At 56.5% G+C, this 18,573-nt stretch carries 17 protein-coding genes and 4 pseudogenes; 12 read left to right on the top strand and 9 right to left on the bottom strand.

The window, feature by feature from the left end:
- Window positions 1–256 (bottom strand): annotated as a pseudogene (locus tag JQ575_RS41595) (CopG family transcriptional regulator); the annotation flags it as partial.
- 248 nt (window positions 257–504) lie between these two features.
- Between JQ575_RS41595 and JQ575_RS41590 the strand changes: the two are divergent.
- A complete protein-coding gene (locus JQ575_RS41590) occupies window positions 505–1,047 on the top strand; it encodes a hypothetical protein (RefSeq protein ID WP_212038946.1) in 543 nt (180 codons plus the stop codon).
- 798 nt (window positions 1,048–1,845) lie between these two features.
- Here JQ575_RS41590 and JQ575_RS41585 read toward each other — a convergent pair.
- A complete protein-coding gene (locus JQ575_RS41585; RefSeq protein WP_212038945.1) occupies window positions 1,846–6,063 on the bottom strand; it encodes a calcium-binding protein in 4,218 nt (1,405 codons plus the stop codon).
- Window positions 6,064–6,329: 266 nt separating this feature from the next.
- On the opposite strand from JQ575_RS41585, the pseudogene JQ575_RS45375 reads away from it, so the two are divergent.
- The 4 genes and pseudogenes from JQ575_RS45375 to JQ575_RS41570 all read left to right on the top strand — a co-directional run.
- Window positions 6,330–6,476 (top strand): annotated as a pseudogene (locus JQ575_RS45375) (PilZ domain-containing protein); the annotation flags it as partial.
- A 224-nt stretch (window positions 6,477–6,700) separates the two neighbouring features.
- Window positions 6,701–6,968: pseudogene (locus JQ575_RS41580) on the top strand (transposase); the annotation flags it as partial.
- A 2-nt stretch (window positions 6,969–6,970) separates the two neighbouring features.
- Complete coding sequence (locus JQ575_RS41575; protein WP_212038948.1) at window positions 6,971–7,255, top strand: hypothetical protein; 285 nt, start codon at window positions 6,971–6,973, stop codon at window positions 7,253–7,255.
- A 1,012-nt stretch (window positions 7,256–8,267) separates the two neighbouring features.
- Window positions 8,268–8,867: an NYN domain-containing protein gene (locus tag JQ575_RS41570; RefSeq protein ID WP_212038944.1), complete on the top strand. Its 600-nt coding sequence runs from the start codon at window positions 8,268–8,270 to the stop codon at window positions 8,865–8,867.
- A 329-nt stretch (window positions 8,868–9,196) separates the two neighbouring features.
- Here the strand turns inward: JQ575_RS41570 and JQ575_RS41565 are convergent.
- Window positions 9,197–9,585 (bottom strand): annotated as a pseudogene (locus JQ575_RS41565) (DNA ligase); the annotation flags it as partial.
- Window positions 9,586–9,695: 110 nt separating this feature from the next.
- Between JQ575_RS41565 and JQ575_RS41560 the strand changes: the two are divergent.
- The 3 genes from JQ575_RS41560 (at window position 9,696) to JQ575_RS41550 (ending at window position 11,693) form a co-directional block, all read left to right on the top strand.
- Window positions 9,696–9,977 (top strand): hypothetical protein, encoded by a 282-nt coding sequence (locus JQ575_RS41560; RefSeq protein WP_312016118.1) that lies wholly within the window; start codon window positions 9,696–9,698, stop codon window positions 9,975–9,977.
- A gap of 264 nt (window positions 9,978–10,241) precedes the next feature.
- The gene (locus tag JQ575_RS41555) at window positions 10,242–10,445 is read left to right on the top strand and encodes a hypothetical protein (protein ID WP_212038943.1); all 204 of its coding nucleotides are present in this window, start codon (window positions 10,242–10,244) and stop codon (window positions 10,443–10,445) included.
- 807 nt (window positions 10,446–11,252) lie between these two features.
- A complete protein-coding gene (locus JQ575_RS41550) occupies window positions 11,253–11,693 on the top strand; it encodes an NUDIX domain-containing protein (RefSeq protein ID WP_212038942.1) in 441 nt (146 codons plus the stop codon).
- On the opposite strand, the gene JQ575_RS41545 is transcribed toward JQ575_RS41550, so the two are convergent.
- Entirely contained in the window at window positions 11,679–12,113 is a 435-nt protein-coding gene (locus JQ575_RS41545; RefSeq protein WP_212038941.1) for a low molecular weight phosphatase family protein, read from the bottom strand. The genes JQ575_RS41550 and JQ575_RS41545 overlap by 15 nt on opposite strands.
- 213 nt (window positions 12,114–12,326) lie before the next feature.
- On the opposite strand from JQ575_RS41545, the gene JQ575_RS41540 reads away from it, so the two are divergent.
- Together JQ575_RS41540 and JQ575_RS41535 are read left to right on the top strand one after the other, a co-directional pair.
- Window positions 12,327–13,496, top strand: a complete 1,170-nt coding sequence (locus tag JQ575_RS41540) for a calcium-binding protein (protein ID WP_212038940.1) — start codon at window positions 12,327–12,329, stop codon at window positions 13,494–13,496.
- Between the two features lie 498 nt (window positions 13,497–13,994).
- Window positions 13,995–14,207, top strand: coding sequence for a hypothetical protein (locus JQ575_RS41535; protein WP_212038939.1), 213 nt, complete (start codon window positions 13,995–13,997; stop codon window positions 14,205–14,207).
- 593 nt (window positions 14,208–14,800) lie between these two features.
- Here JQ575_RS41535 and JQ575_RS45950 read toward each other — a convergent pair.
- From JQ575_RS45950 to JQ575_RS41525, 3 genes are all read right to left on the bottom strand, one after another.
- A complete protein-coding gene (locus JQ575_RS45950) occupies window positions 14,801–14,935 on the bottom strand; it encodes a hypothetical protein (protein ID WP_283842700.1) in 135 nt (44 codons plus the stop codon).
- Window positions 14,936–15,050: 115 nt separating this feature from the next.
- Window positions 15,051–15,344 (bottom strand): hypothetical protein, encoded by a 294-nt coding sequence (locus JQ575_RS41530; RefSeq protein ID WP_212038938.1) that lies wholly within the window; start codon window positions 15,342–15,344, stop codon window positions 15,051–15,053.
- A gap of 41 nt (window positions 15,345–15,385) precedes the next feature.
- The gene (locus tag JQ575_RS41525) at window positions 15,386–15,763 is read right to left on the bottom strand and encodes a hypothetical protein (protein ID WP_212038937.1); all 378 of its coding nucleotides are present in this window, start codon (window positions 15,761–15,763) and stop codon (window positions 15,386–15,388) included.
- A gap of 484 nt (window positions 15,764–16,247) precedes the next feature.
- Here JQ575_RS41525 and JQ575_RS41520 point away from each other — a divergent pair, with 484 nt between their 5' ends.
- Together JQ575_RS41520 and JQ575_RS41515 are read left to right on the top strand one after the other, a co-directional pair.
- A complete protein-coding gene (locus JQ575_RS41520) occupies window positions 16,248–16,571 on the top strand; it encodes a hypothetical protein (RefSeq protein ID WP_212038936.1) in 324 nt (107 codons plus the stop codon).
- A 370-nt stretch (window positions 16,572–16,941) separates the two neighbouring features.
- On the top strand, window positions 16,942–17,283 hold the full coding sequence (locus tag JQ575_RS41515; protein ID WP_212038935.1) for a hypothetical protein: 342 nt from the start codon (window positions 16,942–16,944) through the stop codon (window positions 17,281–17,283).
- On the opposite strand, the gene JQ575_RS41510 is transcribed toward JQ575_RS41515, so the two are convergent.
- Complete coding sequence (locus tag JQ575_RS41510; protein WP_212038934.1) at window positions 17,280–17,816, bottom strand: BrxA family protein; 537 nt, start codon at window positions 17,814–17,816, stop codon at window positions 17,280–17,282. The two genes, JQ575_RS41515 and JQ575_RS41510, sit on opposite strands and share 4 nt — an antisense overlap.
- A 424-nt stretch (window positions 17,817–18,240) precedes the next feature.
- Window positions 18,241–18,573: hypothetical protein (locus JQ575_RS41505; protein ID WP_409364886.1), on the bottom strand; the 333-nt coding region annotated here is incomplete at its 5' end.

Genomic DNA, 18,573 nt, shown 5'->3' with positions numbered 1-18,573 from the left:
GACGGCGGGACTGGCGTGCAAAGCTCCGAGCACGGAGACTGAGCCAATGGTGGCGCGGGCGAGATCGACCGTGACGTGCTGGCAAGGCCGAGAACATTGATGTGCAGCATCTCACCGTTCCGGCGCGCCTCTTCGAGGACCGCCCGGCTGTCGTTTCGCAAACCAAGTTCCAGGCTTTTTCGGACCGTGGACTGTTTGACTCATCTGCGTGGCGTTCGAGTTGGTTACGGATCGCTGTTCGAATAAAATCGGTACCGCTATTGCACTCGCCAACAAAATTGCGCGGATGGTCTGGGCCATGATGGCCAGGGGCGAGCGATACAAGGAACCCGTCGCGCTTGCGCGATAAAGAGATCGCGCCGGGCAACCGGCGTGGTGTGAAGGTTGGGAGGGCGAACAGCACGTAATGCAGAGCCGGTCGATCCGGCGATCAGGACAACCCACATGTGCCAAGGCATTCTTGAATGCGAGTTGTTGGTAGGGACCTGATCCGCGGAGGGCATTATGGCCAGCGGTCATATGAACCGCATCAAAAGGCCGAACACATGGCTGCAACGACCAATGCTGCAAAACCGTGAAGAAAGCTCTTGCCAAACCGGAGCCGTCCACACATGGCACTTTCTGGGCGTGCGCGTGCAGCCCGACGATGTCGGCTATCGGCGTAACTATAGCGGAATAGTCTCGCCGACCATGCGCATGGCAATTTGTGCAATGCTCGTGTTCATGCTGATACAAAACACGTGCGCATTTGTGCTGGTCGGCGCGGGGGAATTTGTCGCACTCGCCCGTCGCGCCAGCATCACCCTTGTGGGGATGGCGCTGATCAGCGCTCTTATGTTTTTCTGTTTCAGCGGAGCGTCGACACGTTTATCGTCGCTTACGTGTTTATTTATGGAGCGGGCGCTTGCTTTTCGCGGAGTGTCCGTATTCGCTAAGCAGATCTTTTGGGAAGAAAGCTCCCAGCCGACAAAATTGGAGCATGAATGTTTGAGCGTGGCAAGTAACTTGCTTCCAGACGACCTCGGCACTACCCTCGGTCCGCCATAGTAGTCCATTTGATTAGCCGCCCTCTCGCACATCACGGCGCGCCCCTTAATTACTGTGTCCTATGCCATGAGATACAGTGCCACTGCTGTGAAGCCGTCGGAATTGCCAGATTCGTCGACAAGTCGTTTGAGCTTGCGTCCCTCCGCGTCCCACTGGTGCACGTCCGTCTTCTGGTTGCGGTATGTAAAAGCGATGCCAGATAAATGCGCAGAGCTCCGGCCGAATGAGCTGGCTTACCCCTTGCGTGGCGCCCCGCGAGGTCATCGCTGCGAACGTCCCACCGCGACTAGTCGGACCGTAGGCCCAAGTCGCTTTGATGGATGCCGGCGCGGTAGATATCGGCCGCCGCTTCGCCGATACCCCCGGGTGGAAGACAGCCAATTGCTGCAAGAATTCGGTGAACGTTCTGCTGCTCTTGCAGCGTCCAGGGGCTGTTCAGGGTGCACGGCTGGTTCGTTTTACTTCGGCGACGGCTACCTCGATTAGGTCGCGGGAAAGGCGCTAGGCGGTGCTCGTCGTTCCGCCATAATGTCGTTCGGATTATCGAACAGGCGTCGGCCCGCTCGATTAGTTCGCCCACGTCCCCCGCGGCCAAGGGCTTGCCCGAAGCGCTTGTGCGAAGTCGTGCCGGTGTCTCTGACAAATTCGCGGCGTCTGGGTGGACAGAGCAGGTCGGCGGCCCTGGAAATGTTCATGGACGGGGTTTTGCGGTATTCAACTTACCACCAAGGGAGTCGAAAAAGCCCCTTGGTGGCGCCGTACTTTGCTTGCGCGACTTGGTCGCCTATGTGCGGCGACTTACCCAAACCTAAACATGCTGGCGTCGAGGTCACCTGGCCCCTTGCCGATGAGCCACGCCGCATTGCCAGCGGCATCAGTGATAATTGTGGTGTTGATGCCGGCAGCGTAAAAAGAAGCCGCTTGAACGTCAGCAAAGGAATGGAGCGACGTTCCAACGAAGTTCAGCACGTCGTTGACCCCGCCGACATTGAAGTCTTGGATTACCATTACTCCTGAAGAAAGATCGTTGATAGTGAACGTATCGGTCCCACCTCCACCCCAAGCATAGTCTACACCGCCACCACCGGTGATAAAGTCGGCTCCTGTTCCCATCAGGAACACATCTACTCCCGCTCCTCCGGAAACCGTATCGCCACCGTTCGAGCCGTAGACGTAATTCTGACCTAAGCCGCCGTTGATCACGTTGCCCTCAGTCTCGCCGGACGAGATGAAGATGTTAAGCCCAGAACCGCCGGTCATGGTATCAACCCCGGTTCCGCCATAGAAGTAGTTAGTGCCGGCCCCGCCATAGAGCACGTCGTTGCCTGCCTCGCCGGACATCACGTTCACATCGATCGCAGACGCACCGCCGTTGCCGAACAGCGCGTCAGCACCATCTCCGCCGAAAAAGTAATTAAACCCGGCATCGCCGATCAGGAGGTCATTGCCGCCACCGCCGATCAGAACATCCAGGCCGGCGCCACCATACGCTGTGTCATTGCCACCATAGAGATAAGCATAGTCATTGCCGTCCCCGCCTACGAAAAGTTCGTCGCCATTACCCATGACCCCAACATCGTTTCCGTCACCACCATAGGCGGTGTCATTGCCTCCGTTGCCGTAAAGTGAGTTGTTGCCGGTATTGCCCGTCAAGGTGTTCGCCGACGCGTTACCAATGCCGGTGATGTTGCCTGAGCCGTCGAGGATCAAATTCTCAGTGTTGGCGGATAAACCGTAGGTGACGGTCGTGTGCACGGTATCAGCGCCTTCGGTCGCATTTTCCGTAACAACGTCTCCAGCGTTATCGACGAAATAGATATCGTTGCCGAGACCGCCGACCAGCGTGTCGGCACCTGCACCACCGTTCAGGCTATTATTGCCTGCACCGCCATAGAGATTGTTGGCGAGAGAATTGCCTGTTCCTGAGACATTGGCCCCAGTCAATATGCTCAGGCCTTCAATATTAGCACCCAACGTATAGTTGAAATTGCCGATGAGATTGACGCCATCTATGCCTTCATCGCCATTTTCGACAACGATATCGCCCGCATTATCGACAATATATTGATCGTCTCCCTCGCCACCAGCCATGGAATCGGCGCCAACGCCACCGTCCACAGTGTCGTTGCCCGCGGCACCGCCCAACGTGTCGTTGCCGGCGCCGCCTACAATACTGTTATTCAGGCTGTTGCCGGTAATCGTATCGGCGAAAGTGCTTCCGATCGCGTTATCAATGTCTGCGAACGTATCGGTCCCGCCAAAAGAATTTATGCCGGAATTCGCGAGATCGATATTAACGCCCTGCGTGACGTTGATGTTTTCGCGAGCGCCAACCTCTTGGTCGTTAGAGTAATTGACAGTCTCTACGCCGCTTCCACCATTGAAACTATTGTTGCCTCCCAAGCCCTCGAAGACCATGGCCGACGTGCCGCCGTTAAACACGTCGTCATTGAAACCGCCGCGGAGCCTCTCAATGTTGCTGAAGATGTCTGTACCGGTGCCGTCCAAAACGTTGCCGGAATTTGCACCGGTTACGTTGAACGTGTGGATCGAAAATGCAGAAATGTTGTCATTGTAGGCCAAGGTATCGATGCCGCCGCCGCCATCGACATTGTCGGTGCCGTTCGAGGGCGCAAGAAAATCATCCCCGGCACTGCCAATGAGGGTGTCATTGAAGACCGACCCTTCGACAGAATGGATATTGATAAACGTTTCGGTCCCGCCGAACGGATTGAGCCCTGTTCCCGTCGCCAGATTTACGTTAGCTCCCGAGACGCCACCATTAAAGTGAGTGTTAAGATAAGTGACGGTGGGTAATTGACCTGTGGCGCCATTATAAGTGTTGTTTCCTTGCAAGCCATCAAACGATTCTCCCGTCATGCCTCCACTAAAGCTATCGTTGTAGAAGCTGCCCTGTAGTACCTCGATGTTTGTGAACGTATCGGTCGATCCTCCAGCGTCGAGGACCGTGCCACTTCCGAAAACCGTTGTGCTGGCGTTGTAGATTACGCCAACGTTCGATTGTTGCGTCCTAAAATCAGCATAGGAAAGCGTGTCGCGGCCTCCACCGCCATCGATGGTGTCTACGCCCATCGAGGCTTGCAAAAATTCGATTGCGCTAGAGCCGATAAAGCTGTCGGCCAGCTGGGTTCCCTGAACTGACTGAAAAGATCCACCGTTCAGAAGGTCAGTGCCGAAGTACCCGCTCGTTACACTGCCAATAACAAGATTGACCGAAACGCCTGAGGTAGCATTGTTGTCGACGAGATAGCCTACGTTATCATATCCGCCACCACCGTTGAGCGTGTCATTACCCTGCCCAGGCGAAAAAGAGTCGCTACTTGATGAGCCGTCAAACGTATCGGCCAGGCCGGTTCCGGTGAATGTCTCGATTCCAGTAAAAGCATCGGTGTTGCCGAACGTATCAGTCGCGGTGCCAACTCCGGCAGCCGTCAACGTCACGGCTATGCCAAAGGTTCCGCCGTCTAACGAATAGCTCAGCTCGTCGTAGCCGTTGCCGCCGATCATGGAATCGTTGCCGGCGCCTCCGGTGATGAAGTCGTTCCCATCTTGGCCATCAAGGGTATCGTTGCCGGCCTCACCAAATAGATTATTGTTGTTGGCGTCACCCGTAATGCTGTCCGCAAGGGCCGTGCCGCTCACTTGTTCAATGGACGCAAGGGTATCCGAATTGCCGAAACTATCGGTCGCCGTGCCGCTCGTCAAATTAACGGTTACGCCGTTCGTACCGGTTTCCTGGAGATAGCTTACAGTATCGAATTCGTTGCCTCCCATGATGGAATCGTTGCCGGCGCCCCCGATGATAAAATCAAATCCACCTTGGCCATCAATGGTGTCATTACCCGCATTTCCAACCAGCGTATTATTGTTGCCGTCGCCGGTAATGCTGTCCGCAAGCTGCGTTCCATTTATTTGCTGAATGTTGATCAAGGTGTCGGTGGCGCCAAATCCGTCGATGACCGTGCCCGTGCTCAGATTTGCCGTAATGGCATTTGCCCCACCAAAAGCTGCATCATGAGAATAATCGGACGTATTGAAGCCTGCACCACCGTTGATGGTGTCATTCCCTCCCAACGCGCGGAAGGTCTCGTTGCCGGTCGAACCGAGATACGTGTCAGCAAAGTTGGTTCCGCGAACGCCTTCAATTCCGATAAAGGTATCGGTGTTTCCAAAAGGATCGATTACGGTGCCGGCACCGAGCGACGTGAATGTCACAGTGATGGCGACGTTCGGAAAACCAAGTTGAATATCGGGGTAAAGCGGATTGGTGCTATAGCCAATATAATCGAATCCGGCACCGCCTCCGCCATCAATGGTGTCGTTTCCACCGCCGGGGCTAAAAAAGTCGTTGATGCTCCCGCCAATGAACGTATCAGCCAGGTTCGTACCGGTAACCGATGTAACGCCACCCAAAGTATCCATATTGCCGAAAGTATCCGTCGCAAATCCAGTTAGGGTATTGACGGTGACACCGTTTGTCCCGCCTTCTGTCGCGTAAGTCACACTGTATGATTGAAAGGCGCTTGGACCGATGCTGAACGTATCGTTGCCAGCGCCGCCGATCATTATATCGTTGCCGCCGCCGACCGAATTGAACGTTATTGCGCCGGGATTGAAGACGTCGTTGCCCGCGCCTCCCCGCAAGACATCAGTGTTGGATCCACCATTCAGGGTATCGTTACCTGCTAAAAGATCTCCTGTAATCGCTGTATGGGCATTTGCGTCAATCTGGAATGTTGCGAGCGCAAAGGAGACGTCGATGATTGTCGCCAAAAGCGTTGTGGTATCGGCAGCGAAGAGTTGGGCCTGGGTAATCGTCCCTGTCAGCGCGTTATTAGATCCGTCAAAGGTGAAGCCGGTGCCGGTAAGAACGGTCAATGTGCCGTCAGTATTCAGGAGCGTCACGGAAGTAGACGACGACGCTTGCACATTCCAAGCCGTCAGTTCATCCCAGTTGTCAGTGAAGAACGCATTGGTACGGGTAAACGTCGCCATAGTGAATTCTCCTAAACAGAAATACGGAAGCAGACGGGGATTCCGGCCCCAGCAGGATGGAAGCTCTCTGGGCCGCCCCTTCCACCGCAGCACCGGAAAAAGCGCCGACGGCGACCAAAGTTAACGCAACTTGGTAGATCGTTCGGAGCTACTTTGGAGTACCTCCGCGGCCTTTTCGTAGCGTAGCGTCCCCCCGCGCCGGGGCCGTTTGCGTGATCGCAGCCACTCGATCTGACCCCGTGCCGACCCTGAGAAGTGAGCGCAGGCTGACGGTCGAGGGTCCCCTGGAAGGCCTGCACCTAAAAGAATTTTTCCTGCTGCTTTCCTCGACCGGGCTTGCCTACCGCCGCTGCGGATTAGCTTGGGTCAATGGTGACCAATTGGGCGTCACGTTCTTGAGCGGAGCGACGTGAAGCGAAACGCCCAGACCAAGATAAAAAGTGGGGCGCCCGCCTAGTCGCCAACAAGCCGGCAGTCTCTTTGGTGTAATAGCATCGGCCAAGCTCATGATCGCCAGCATAGCAACGAGCGTGACGATGCCTATGCCGAGAGAGCCGGTCCCGGAATTCTGCGCAGGGCGATAAGTGGAATTTCTGCCTGACAGCGGGCACGCTATGCGCGCGAATCAGGAGCGATCATGAGCAGACGAGCACGCCGGAACCACACACCGGCCTTCAAGGCAAAGGTGGCGCTTGCCGCCGTCAAGGGTGACCGGACGATAACTCAACTGGCCGAGCGTTCGACGTTCACCCCAATCAGATCACGACGTGGAAGGCTCAGCTTGAAAGCCAGGCCGCCGATGCGTTCGGTCCCGGTGGCGGGTCTGGAGCGGAGCATGCAGCGATCGATGTGAAGTCGCTGCACGCCAAGATCGGAGAGCTGAGCTGGAGAACGATTTTTTGCGGTCTTGATCGGCAGCTCCACCGGCGAGCAGGGGAACGGCCACAGCACCTTCTCGTCGATCTCGGCCGACGGGCGCTACGTGACCTATGACAGCAGTGCCTCCAGCCTCGTCGATGGTGACACCAATGGGATGGTTGACGTCTTCCATTTCGACCGTCAGAGGGACACGACCGAGCGAGTCTCCGTCAGCTCCACCGGCGAGCAGGGCAACAACGCGAGCCAATTCTCCTCGATCGGCCGACGGGCGCTACGTGGCCTATTAAAGCTTTGCCTCCAACCTTGTCGATGACGACACCAACGGGACGTCTGACATCTTCGTGGTGCGGCCGCAGGAGCTCTCGCTCGCATGAACTCATGTCCGTTGGTTTTATCTCCCTGTGGAGTGCGAAGGCACTCATCACCAGGGTCGGCGGTGTCGCGGGCCGCGATCCTCTTTGGCGGCGATCAATTTCTTCGCGCAGACGTAGGGTCAGCTCCCGTCGACCGACGAACTGTGGATTTCCGATATTAGGGGACACGATTCAGGAGTACGCGAAAAGCAAGCTGGGGAAGCTCACTGCGGAGGTACTCCAAAGTAGCTTCCAACGATCAACCGAGTTGCCGTAATCTAACCCTCCGTGGTTGCTTTTTTGCGGTGCCCGAGGCTGGAATGAGCGCCTCCAGCGCAGCCTCCCGGCCCGGTTTCTGAAAAGGAGTGCGATGCCCATGCCGGAGAAACCATCCCAGCATTGAGGTGAGCCCTTGCCAACCAGAATGTTTTCGCAAGATAGGTCTAAATGTTGGAGCGGGAACCATCCGAATAGGTGTGCCGGATTGCAACTTTACCATCGCGCGGTTGGACGTCGGGGGAAGGGGGGCACAGCAACATCAGGAAGATTGCTCTATTGGCTTTGTACCTGGCAGCAATTCGGCGGCTTTCAGCGCCCTCCATCACCACCCGCCCGTCAGCGGTACAAACACTCCACTTCCATCGACGACCACGCCTTTTTAGGCGCGCTTCAAACACAGGCATGTGAGGCAGCATTGCGATCATTTAGGTCCCTATCCACGGGTCGGCCGGTTCTCCGTGTAGGTTCAGGGCTTTACAGCATATTTATATTTGCGCCAATTCGCCAATCGTCGCCTTCACCGTCTGGATGGAACACAAATAATATTTGAACCTTCAAGTTATTAGGTATAACTTGAGGTCGACTAAACTGACTGGCTCATAGCGGCGTTTAGAATTCATTTTTTATCCAAACAGAGCGCGCGGCGTGTTTCGCTTTCGCAGCTGTTGGCAAACGAGTACTGGTCAACATCAGATGTCGATCCAATCTAACCGCATCGCGCTCTTTATTGATGGCTCCAACCTGCATTCAACGGCGAGGACGCTCGGCTTCGACATCGACTACAAGCGCCTCCTCAAGGAATTTGATAGACGCGGTATTTTAATACGTGCGTTCTACTACACGGCGATCATCGAAGATCAGGAATATTCCTCAATCCGCCAGTTGACAGATTGGCTCAGCTACAACGGTTTCACTGTCGTTACCAAGCCGACCAAGGAATTTGTTGACGCGAGTGGTCGCCGCAAGGTGAAGGGAAACATGGACATCGAGCTTGCCGTCGATGCGATGGAGCTTGCCAGGCAGGTTGACGAGATGTTCCTGTTCTCCGGTGACGGGGACTTCCGCTCGCTCGTGGAAGCGGTCCAGCGTCGCGGGGTCCGGGTTACTGTCATTTCGACTTTAGCGAGCCAGCCGCCAATGATCGCCGACGAATTGCGACGTCAGGCCGACGTCTTTATGGACCTTGTAGAGTTGCAGTCCAAGCTTAGCCGTGACCATTCCGAGCGCCCTGTCCGCGCTCCAACAAGTGCAACAATCCAGAGCGCCCCGCGAAATTCTCCTGCCCGACGATGACAAGATTAACGCTGAACGGCTCGTACCGCTATGGATTGCCGCTTGACGACATCGCCGACCCCAGGAAGCCTATGGCACCGTAAACGGCCAACTTGAGGCGGGAATGCCCGTCAAGGAAGAGAAAGCCAAAATAACCGTACTGCCGTCGCTATCGTCGGGTTGCTTGCGGTGATCGCACTGGGATTTCTGATGGTGCCACCACCGTAGGGCAGAGCCGCCAATTTAGGCGGCCTTACTGGTCAACCGAATTGCCGGCCCGCCGCCAAGAGTATTCGCCGAGTTCGAGCGCGGGATCATCATCCGAGAGAGAGGATCAACGCCGGTCTCGCGCGCGCTTTGAGGTCCAGCAGATCGAACGCCACCAGCACATCTTGGTCCACTTGCCCTTCAGCTAGCTCTGCAGCACTGAGAAGTCGGTGGTGCCGTTGGCGTCGGGGACGACGACTTCTCCGTCGATGATCGCGGACCCTGCACTGATGTGCCAGGCGTCGTCCGCGATCTTCTTGAAACGGTTGGTCCAGTCATGGCCGCGCCGGGCGAACACCTTGACGTCCTCGTTCACGAGGTGGACCGGCACCCGGTAGCCATCGAACTTGATCTCGTGCACCCAGCGGTCGCCGGATGGCACGCGCTCGATCGACGTCGCGAGCGCAGGCTCGATGACGCCGGGGAACGCCGCTTTGATCCCGATCGCCGCCGGAAGCGCCAAAGTGAACATAGCCGCGCCGCAACACGATGCAGAAGCGAGGAACAAATCATACAGTTTCGCTTTCTCTCATTCTATTGCGTGGAGTTGTTATGCGTAGGCCTCGTTGGACGCCGTCGATCGTGCCCAATGGCAACGACCAAACGGTCTATCTGGTGGCAGACGATTTCGGCAAAAACGGCAGTGCTTGGCGCGAGACCGATTGCGAAACCGCCGATCTCGAGACGGTAATTCAGAATCTGCTGAGCGGCGAGCACAATCCGATCCGCGTCGTCGCTTTCAATAGCGCCGAGCGCTGGTCAGAAGACGTGTCCGAGGATGTTGCCCACGAACTGCGCCGGCGCTGCGATTTGCAGATGCGCGATATCCCCCTGCTCCTCCAGTGCGCCTGGCGTAACCGATGAAACCCCTCGACGTGGCCACTCGATCACGGGAGCTGCAGGACCTCCGACGCTTGGATCCCGACGGCTTCCTTCGCAAAACTTTTACTCTTCCCGTCCACGACGCGCGCGCGAAGGCGCGCGAATTTCTCTCGCGAGTTTCCCGCCGGCGGCTACATGTCGTCGAACATTGGCGGCAGCTGCCCGACGGTCAAATCCAATTCACAATGCGGCGGTTGCCTACGGCGGATTAGATGTACGGAGGCTGTTTTGAACGGATCTAACTGGGTGATCGAGCTGCACGTCGAACAACGCTCACCCAATTCTCTGATCATGAGACGCGAATTCAGCGGCCTGCCAGCACTGCGGATTGCAATCATGAAAAATCGGGAAAGACGCTTTACCATTACCCCGCCGGCCTCAATGACCGCGGGCGATAGAACTGCGCTGTTGAATATGAGGGCTGACGGTTTCAACATTGAAATCAAGTAAGAAGGTCAGCGTGGAAAATAGGAATAGACCTTGGACCCCGGAAGAGGATCGCAGGCTGCTCGAACTGCGAGCATCCGGCCGCTCTGCCATTTCAATTGCCGTTGTCCTCAATCGCCGCGCCGGCGCCGTGAACAGTCGCCAGCATACTTCGGCAACGCGAAAGGGAGGCCAAGCTGCGCGAACTGAACTCGATGGCCACCTTCGATCCTTCTCAGCCTGCCATACTTCATGATCGCCTTCACCGACAAAATCGAGACATGGACCGGCGAGGCTGCTGCGGACTATCGAGGAAATGCGCTGTGGACGCGCACGGGTCAGTCGAGTGGCGCGGCGTTGTTTTTGACGGCTGGGGCGACGTCCTGGGTGGTAGCCTACCCTTTCTCCCCCGATCTTGACAGCGCTTGAACCCTGATTATTTTGCGCGCGGGGCCTCTCCCCTTTTACAAAGGAAACCGATTAAACGACCGTCAAAGGATGACGAAGATGATCGACGAACAAATCGCTCGGCTGCGCACACACCGCAACAACATTGCTCGGTACCGCCGGCTTCTGGAAACGCATCGTCACGGACTATGAGCGCAAGTTCATCGCACGGCGCCTGTCGGAAGAGCAAGCCCATTTTGAGAGCCTGACAGCGAGCGTCTTCCCGATCACTTGGAATATTCCGTCCCGGCCTCAGAACAGCTGCTTAAAGGCACCTTAAGCATAACGGCTGCAGCGCCTCGGCATCCAGGTTCCGAGACTACGGCCTCGGCTGGCCCCGCATCGAGCTTTGCACTTGTTATTCCGCTCCGATATCATCGGGCAATGCAACCCGCCGCGAGAGAGGGTACATCCGCGATCCTGTTTGACACGGAGGGCCGCCTGCTCCTGCAACTTCGTGACGATCTCCCGCATGTGACAGACCCGGGCAAGATCAGCCTGGTTGGAGGCCGCCGAGAGGGAGATGAGACCTTTCTGGAATGTGTGGTTCGCCAGATCCACGAAGAAATCGGCTACTACCTGGCGCCAGGGCGCTTTCAACTGATCGGGCGCTATTTCGGTCCTGATCATTCGACGCCGAATGGAACGCTGCACGGGGAACTTTTCCTCGCGCGAAATGTCCCTGTCGATATGTTAGTCGTAACGGATGGTCGCGTTCAAATTGTTGCCGCAGACGAACTCGAACATATTCGAGAATTGCTAGCCCCGCCGGCGACCTACGCGCTCGAAATTCTCCGAAAGCGCGACCCGCTACTTGAGCTTTGAAATCAGGTGGTGCACCTGGTCGTCGATCATAGCCAACGCAATGGAAGGCTGGACAAATTCGACATCATCAATGTGCCAGTACGATACCCGCTCAGCAAACTCAGGAAAGCGGCGTTCGAGTAACGGGCGATGCTCGGCCTCCTTCAAACCGATTACGAGTTGGGCATCGCAAAAGTCGGCCGGCGTGCACGGTTGCGGATCGCGTGTTTGAGGCACAACTCCCTTTGCAGTAAGCGCGTCAAGCGCATATGGCGACATAGATCCGACGTTGTCGGGCGAGCCTCGTTCAGCTGCCCCGCGGGAGAAAGCTCGCCAACTCAACTCTTCCTTCTTGGCTAGGTGATTAAACAGTTCCTCAGCGTAGCGGCTGCGGTAGTAGTTTCCGGTGCACAGGAACAAGAGCTGGTCTACTTCATTCATCGAATTAAGCGCCCATCGGTGGGGATACTTGCCGAGTTAGTATCGTGCCAAATCGGCCGAAGGTCCGACATTCGTCCTTCAAGGGACTTCGCGGGGATGATTTTGGAGGTATCCCTGCGACACGCGAACCAGTTCACGATTGGTCGAACCTTCTCTATATTTGCTTTGAGAGCACCTTTGCAAGGCTCTGCATTCAATTAGGGAGTGGATCAAATGGCCAATTATTACGGCAACGACACGAATAACACAGTTGCCACAGGTTTTCTTCATTACTACGGCGGCGACGGTGATGATCTGCTCGAAGGAATTGCGAACGGTGGAAGCCAGCAGTTTTATGGCGGGCAAGGTAACGATTTGCTCCTGGGCTCGAAACATACAACAGGGACGATCGCCGGAGATGGCGGACCGTCAACTCCCTTCACATTTACGAGTTTCGACGACGCGCCTTTTGGTGCTGATCTTCTCGAAGGTGGTTCTGGTGACGACTACATAGCCGGTGGCGGTGGTGACGACACGCTCTATGGGGGCGATGGCAATGACGCTGCTATCGGGTTCAGCAACACAGCAAATTGGAAATTAGGTCTTTACGGCGGGGATGGAAACGATTTCATCGACGGCGGCAGCGGCAACGATGAAGTTTACGGCGGGAATGGCAGCGACGTGCTGTTTGACGCCTCGGGAAACAATACGAACTACGGAGACGCCGGTGACGACATTTTTTACGTAGTTAACGGCAACTCGCTGGTATATGGCGGCTCAGGAAACGACTATGTCGTCAATGTTGGGACAGCTGCCGGCGGACAGCTATCAGGTGACGATGGAAATGACACTCTCGTCGGCGCGGCCGGTCGCGAAGTTCTCTTCGGAGGCAATGGCAACGATTTTCTCTATCAGGGCTCTTCAGGTGGCTATCAGTATGGCGGCAGCGGCGATGACATTGGGATAGGCGCCAACAATGCCAACGATATTTTCGTAGCTGGCGATGGAAATGATACCGTGTTCGGCAACGGCGGCCTCGACTACTACTACATGGGCAACGGTAACGATCAAATGTTCGGCGGCGTGGGAACGGATGTGATGCAAGGCGAAGCCGGCAATGACTACATGGATGGCGGCGAAAGCGTAAATTATTATTTTGGAGGTGCTGGAGCCGACACTTTCGTTGTTCGCGACCAAGCCGCCGTGCAGGTCGTGCAAGACTGGACAACAGAAGATATAATTCGTTTTGAAGGCTCCGCCTTCACGTCGTTTGCTGACGTGCTCTCGCACTCCTACCAGAACGGCGCCTACTTTGTTGTGCAGGTGGATACCGACACCGCGGTTTGGTTGAACGGTGCGACGGCTTCGACGCTGACCGCAGGCAATTTTAGCATCGTGAGCTGATCGCGTCCGGTAGTCGAGCAATTTAAATGAAAGAGGCCGCCAACTAAGGCGGCCTCGTTTTGCGTCCTAGTGAAATGTCAGAAACGGACTACGTGCGCCCGCCCGACACGTTTCCCTGTAGCGGCGGCAGTTACCTTCGCCTTGCTCGCCTAACCGATCCTTGTTCAGGCAGGCCGCTCCCAACTCGCCGCAAACATCTGGCCGAACGCCGAATTGGCCGTTGGCAGTCTCACGATAGCGACGGCAATTTTCGTCGCCGTGCTCGCCCAGTACGAGTTTTCGGCCCGCGTCCGGGCCGACGAGCAAGAAGGTGCTTTATCATTCAGCGTGGGGATCCTCCGGCTTGACGTCAAAGCCCGAGCCTAGGCGTCGCTGGAGAATTGTTGCAATTGAACCCTATCAACGTGACACGGGTCACTGCGGCTGTTTGTTGGGTACGACATCTTGCCCGCCAGTTGCGAGGATGATCCCGTAACATCAACACAAAGGAGAACTAAGATGGCACTTCCGATGAACGATGATTTTGCGAACGGCGAACTTTCGATCGATGAACTCGATGCGATTGCTGGCGGCGGCTGGTTCAGCCGCGCAGTGCATTGGGTCGGGCACGAAGTGAAATCGATCGTTACCAACCGGGTGGTTGTAGGCATCGCGGCCGGCGTTGTTATCGTTGGGGCAATTGCCACCGGGGGGGGCTCTGCATCGAACTAAGCCCCTCAGGTTTTCAGCGTGACGTAGTAGAAACCCATAAACGGAGAAGCTCGCGGCCGTCGGCGGTCGCGAGCTTCTGCTCCGAAATCCGCCCTTATGCGCAAACCAGCGATGCCTTTCCGCGTCGCGGATGCACGGGCTTCGTGAATTTCTTTGCGGGAGAGGCCACGTCGGCAACCGTCGCAGAAGTATTCCCTCCCGGAATGCTTTTCGGGCGTCCCTTCGCAACCGCGCCCCGGCTCCCTGCGCCGCGTCATATTCATCGGCCAGTCGGCGCGCTTTGCCCCTGCAAAATCCAGATGACATTTAACCCACGTTCGGCGAGACTTTGCTCACCTACCGATTTAGGGGAGGCGTGCGTAAAGAAGCTCGCAGGATCACTCAGGGGGAATTGCAGCGCGAATATGATCAGCAGGTCAGTGCTCGCCGATCACAGATAAAATTGGTCGACTTGGCGCTGCCAAGAACGGACGGCCCCAGCGCGGGGGATGCACTGGAGAACGACGCTACGAGCGGCAAAGCGTCGGATCAAGCCTAGGCCCGGTCCAAAATTTTTCAATTATATTCAATCCCGCGGTGCGGCGCCGAACTTCTTAGGGGTCGATGGGAAGAGCGTTTGCGGGCCGGTTGCAGACGGCGCAATAGATCACGTCACCCCGTTCTGTTTTGACGACCTTGAAGCCCTCAGGCAGGCGATGAACCGTGTCGGCATTCTTGTCGCTGGTCATGCTGGCAATGCCGGCCAGTGCACAAATGGGGCATCTAACGGCTACTGCATATAGTTTCATTCTGCGGCAACCGATGGCTGACGCGCCCGACACAAGATGTCGTGTCGGATCAAGCTCAATTCATCGCGCGCTGCACGAACGGTGATCCCTGCGTGACAACGCAAAGGAAGGAATATTTCTCATCGGCTGCGACGAAGTCTACATCAATCATGATTGGCAGCGTCTGGCCCTTCCACGTCGACAACACTTCTGCGGAAACCGGTCGGATGCGCGCCTGTTTGACCACCAGTCCCGCTGTGGGCGGAAGCGCATCGGTTGCTTTCGGGATGCAAGGATGGCTGGCGCCAGCATGACATGGGGAAGCAAACAATAAGGCTGCAGAGATAGTGAGCGTCGGAGCAGCACGCATTACAATGTCTCCCAATCGCCTTTGCTCCGCGCGTCAGAGGTTCAGGCGGCGGCGAGCCGGCGCCGCCGCTCCGCGAGGTCCGAAATCTTGATTACATTCGCTGGAAAATCGGGCGCAGCTGCAGCAACCGGATGAGGTGTCTCGATCTCGACAGGCGCCGGCCCGGAGGCAGGCACCTCGATCGACGTCAGAAACGCCCGGCCGGCGTCGGTGATCTGCCAGCCGCTGGCATCCCGAAGGACGTAATCGCTAGAGAAGATGCTCAGGCCCGGCGCGCGCGCAGCGAGGCGCTTCATGCGATCCGACCAGTCCCGACCGCTCGACATCGGAATGGCTACGCATTTCGCGACGTCAAGATGTGAGGCACGCCCGTGCCGCTGGCCGGCGAGCACTTTCAAAATGGTCAGCTGAAAACTCACGACACCACGCCCCGCCACCGCCACCTAATGGCGCAAGGCTAAGGCAATGCGGAAGCGCGAGTCCATCGGGCAAGTCGCGGCGGGGCGCCGACGTATGCTAGTTTTTCCTGAATGCGATAAATCAGCAACAGACCAACAGACCAGCCGGTAAATGCCGAGATAGCCGAGCACGAGCGCTTTTGGGGTAGGCGAAAGGCTGCACCCGACTATCCGGCCGCCGCGGCGAGGCGGCAGATCAAATGCGCATGAAAGAATGCAATAATGTCTTGGGGGCACAAAGTAACATTGGAACTCATCGGCGCCGACTAAACGATAGGCCAGCGGGCGAAGCTGACCGCGATGCGCAAGAAGGTGCATCTCGCGGCTCACCCGCAGCCCGCAAAGGTGGCGACCGCCAATCTGCGCAAGGCAAAAAGCTAAGCGCAAAGTTTGCGCTTAGCTTCATGAAGACACAGCAGCAAAACCGGTAGGTCAAAGCGATCAGTTGAAACGGACGTCGCCCGCGCCGACCGAGGCGCTCGGCGACGACCTGATGCTAAGTGATTTAGCTCACAAACCGATCGTTTGGAACAATGCAGTGTCCGCCTCGCGCCGGCATCGTGCCGGCTATCACAAGGAGACGGACATGATCAACTCAACTGACGTAAAAGTCACAGAATTGACTTTCGATGACCTCGACCGCGCATCGGGCGGGATAATTATCGTGAGTGGACATCGGTTTCAGTTGTCTCACCGCTCGACCGTGCTCGACCGTGTTGCACTCAACCCGCAGCCGCTTCCACCGAAAATGTTTTCCTTCGGACGTTGAGTGAAACTACGACGTGGCGGTTCGACGTGGAACCGCCACTGCGGCTCCGGCAGTGTGGCCGCGCCAGCCGCCCCGAACCAGAGCACGATCCTCGATCGTAAATATGTCTACGAGCGGGATATCGACGTGTTCCTGCGCGGCGTCTCCGACATCGATTACGTGCTGCTCGACTCTGGGGCCAACTACGATTATTGGTCGTTGCTAGCGTCGAGCCGCCCCTACGGTTCCCATCGCGCTATCGTGCCTTCCTCCGCTAACTACACGGGCCTACGCCGGAACCCCTTTATCAAGGGCGACGTTTCGAGACAATCAAAGTGCGATCGGCCTGACTTCGGGCGCTGCCTACCTGGCCGGCCGCAAGCATGAATCGATGACCATCGCCGGCAACGACAACGGCGGCGAACTTTTTGCCACGGTATCGCTGGACGACCTAATGGACCGCATGGATCTGTCCAAAAAGCGTCTAGTGTTGAAGCTCGATGTCGAGGGCGTAGAGATCAATGCCATGATCGGAGGGGTACGGTTACTAAAAACCGATTGCGTTGTGATCTGCGAAGACCACGGCAATGATCCGCTCCACACGGTTTCCAACTACATCCTGAACCAAACCGATATGCAATTGTTCTGCTACGATCCCGATGCAGGACGGTATATCCGAGTGAAGGGCACCTCGCCGCTCGACCGCATCAAGAAGGCGGGCAATCGCGGCTAAACGGGCTTGCGACGTCGAACTCCGTCTGGGAAGAGCGCATCCTTGCGTCTTCGATATGAATTGCGACCGGCCAGCCCGCCCAGGGTCAAGCTTCGGAAATCTTTCCACTCCGAGTAGCGGGCATTAATGAGATTGCGTCGTGTCACTCCAACCATGTTCGGTAGTCCCGCCTCGGCGACCGGCACTGCGAAGATGCTCGTAAGGTCTTCAGTTCGAACTCGATAGGCACCTGATCCGAATGTTGGAAAAAGCCAATGAATGAGAAAATCGCGTAGCAAGAATTCATCGCGAGTAATATGCCAGAGAAGGATCGGCTTCCATTCATCGATGGGACAACCATTCTTTGCGAGGAGCACTAATGCGCGATCACGATCGATTGGATCGAACCTCCGATACAGCACTTTTGCTATGTCGCGAACGCAAGTTGTGGCGCTAGCTCCAATGAAATTATCGCGTTTCAGACGATCGAGGTTCTCCTTCTTTGAAGAGCCAAAATCCCAAGCAGCAAAGACGGCGTACGTTTCATCGATCATTGCTCCCTTAATGAGGGTGAACGATGAGGCGACGTGGGATCGATCTGGACTCTTTATGCGCTGTCAAGCGGGCATAAGGAACCGCGAGGGCGCCCGGCTCACCCCGCGCGAACCCAAGCGCGAGGGAGGTGACATCCTGATTTGTAGCGGTGAACATCGCGGGTAAGGGCACTGCACGTCCTTCAGCCGCGCGAACCGTGAAAAACGCTCCGAAATCTTCGTCGCTAATCAGATCGAAAGACTGAAGCACCGTCTTGAGCTCGGCCTCTTTTGAGGCTTGGAGGTCCAGGAAAAATGGCTTCCACTGTTACGACTGGTCGGGCCAGCGTTCCCAATCTGTCTCTAATTCCTCTTCCAGGGCTTAATCCCAACGCGAGATAATGCGCAGGCATCGAAACTAACTAATCAGCGGTTGAGAGGTGGATCAGCCCAGGGTGCTTTGAGCGGCGCGCGCCCGCCTGAGGTCAACTGTTTCGGCTCCCCCCTCAAACCAATGGCAGATTGGTTCTAGCAGCACCCGCGCCTCATCAGGTCTTCCTTGGTTCTGCCAGAGTTCTGCAAGGGTTGTCGCGGCGCGTAATTCCAGGGATTTGGCGCTTTGACGGCGCGCCACTTCAATGGACTTCGTAAGATAAGACTCAGCTTCGCTTATCTTCGATGGGTTGAGTTCTAAAAGAATCTGCGCTCTTTGCCGATGCAATTCTGCTTCCCATGATCTGCCAGTCACGTCACCGATACTGGCCAGAGTCCTCTCGAC

The sequence above is a fragment of the Bradyrhizobium sp. JYMT SZCCT0428 genome (assembly GCF_018131075.1).
Taxonomy (GTDB): Bacteria; Pseudomonadota; Alphaproteobacteria; order Rhizobiales; family Xanthobacteraceae; genus Bradyrhizobium.
This window is presented reverse-complemented; position numbering and strand designations above follow the sequence as displayed.

Bases quoted from the DNA above. Each gene is read 5' to 3' on its own strand.
- JQ575_RS41590 (WP_212038946.1), top strand. From the start codon at position 505: ATGGCCAGCGGTCATATGAACCGCATCAAAAGGCCGAACACATGGCTG.
- JQ575_RS41585 (WP_212038945.1), bottom strand. From the start codon at position 6,063: ATGGCGACGTTTACCCGTACCAATGCGTTCTTCACTGACAACTGGGAT.
- JQ575_RS41570 (WP_212038944.1), top strand. From the start codon at position 8,268: ATGTCGATCCAATCTAACCGCATCGCGCTCTTTATTGATGGCTCCAAC.
- JQ575_RS41550 (WP_212038942.1), top strand. From the start codon at position 11,253: ATGCAACCCGCCGCGAGAGAGGGTACATCCGCGATCCTGTTTGACACG.
- JQ575_RS41545 (WP_212038941.1), bottom strand. From the start codon at position 12,113: ATGAATGAAGTAGACCAGCTCTTGTTCCTGTGCACCGGAAACTACTAC.
- JQ575_RS41540 (WP_212038940.1), top strand. From the start codon at position 12,327: ATGGCCAATTATTACGGCAACGACACGAATAACACAGTTGCCACAGGT.
- JQ575_RS41535 (WP_212038939.1), top strand. From the start codon at position 13,995: ATGGCACTTCCGATGAACGATGATTTTGCGAACGGCGAACTTTCGATC.
- JQ575_RS45950 (WP_283842700.1), bottom strand. From the start codon at position 14,935: ATGACCAGCGACAAGAATGCCGACACGGTTCATCGCCTGCCTGAGGGC.
- JQ575_RS41530 (WP_212038938.1), bottom strand. From the start codon at position 15,344: ATGCGTGCTGCTCCGACGCTCACTATCTCTGCAGCCTTATTGTTTGCT.
- JQ575_RS41515 (WP_212038935.1), top strand. From the start codon at position 16,942: ATGACCATCGCCGGCAACGACAACGGCGGCGAACTTTTTGCCACGGTA.
- JQ575_RS41510 (WP_212038934.1), bottom strand. From the start codon at position 17,816: ATGATCGATGAAACGTACGCCGTCTTTGCTGCTTGGGATTTTGGCTCT.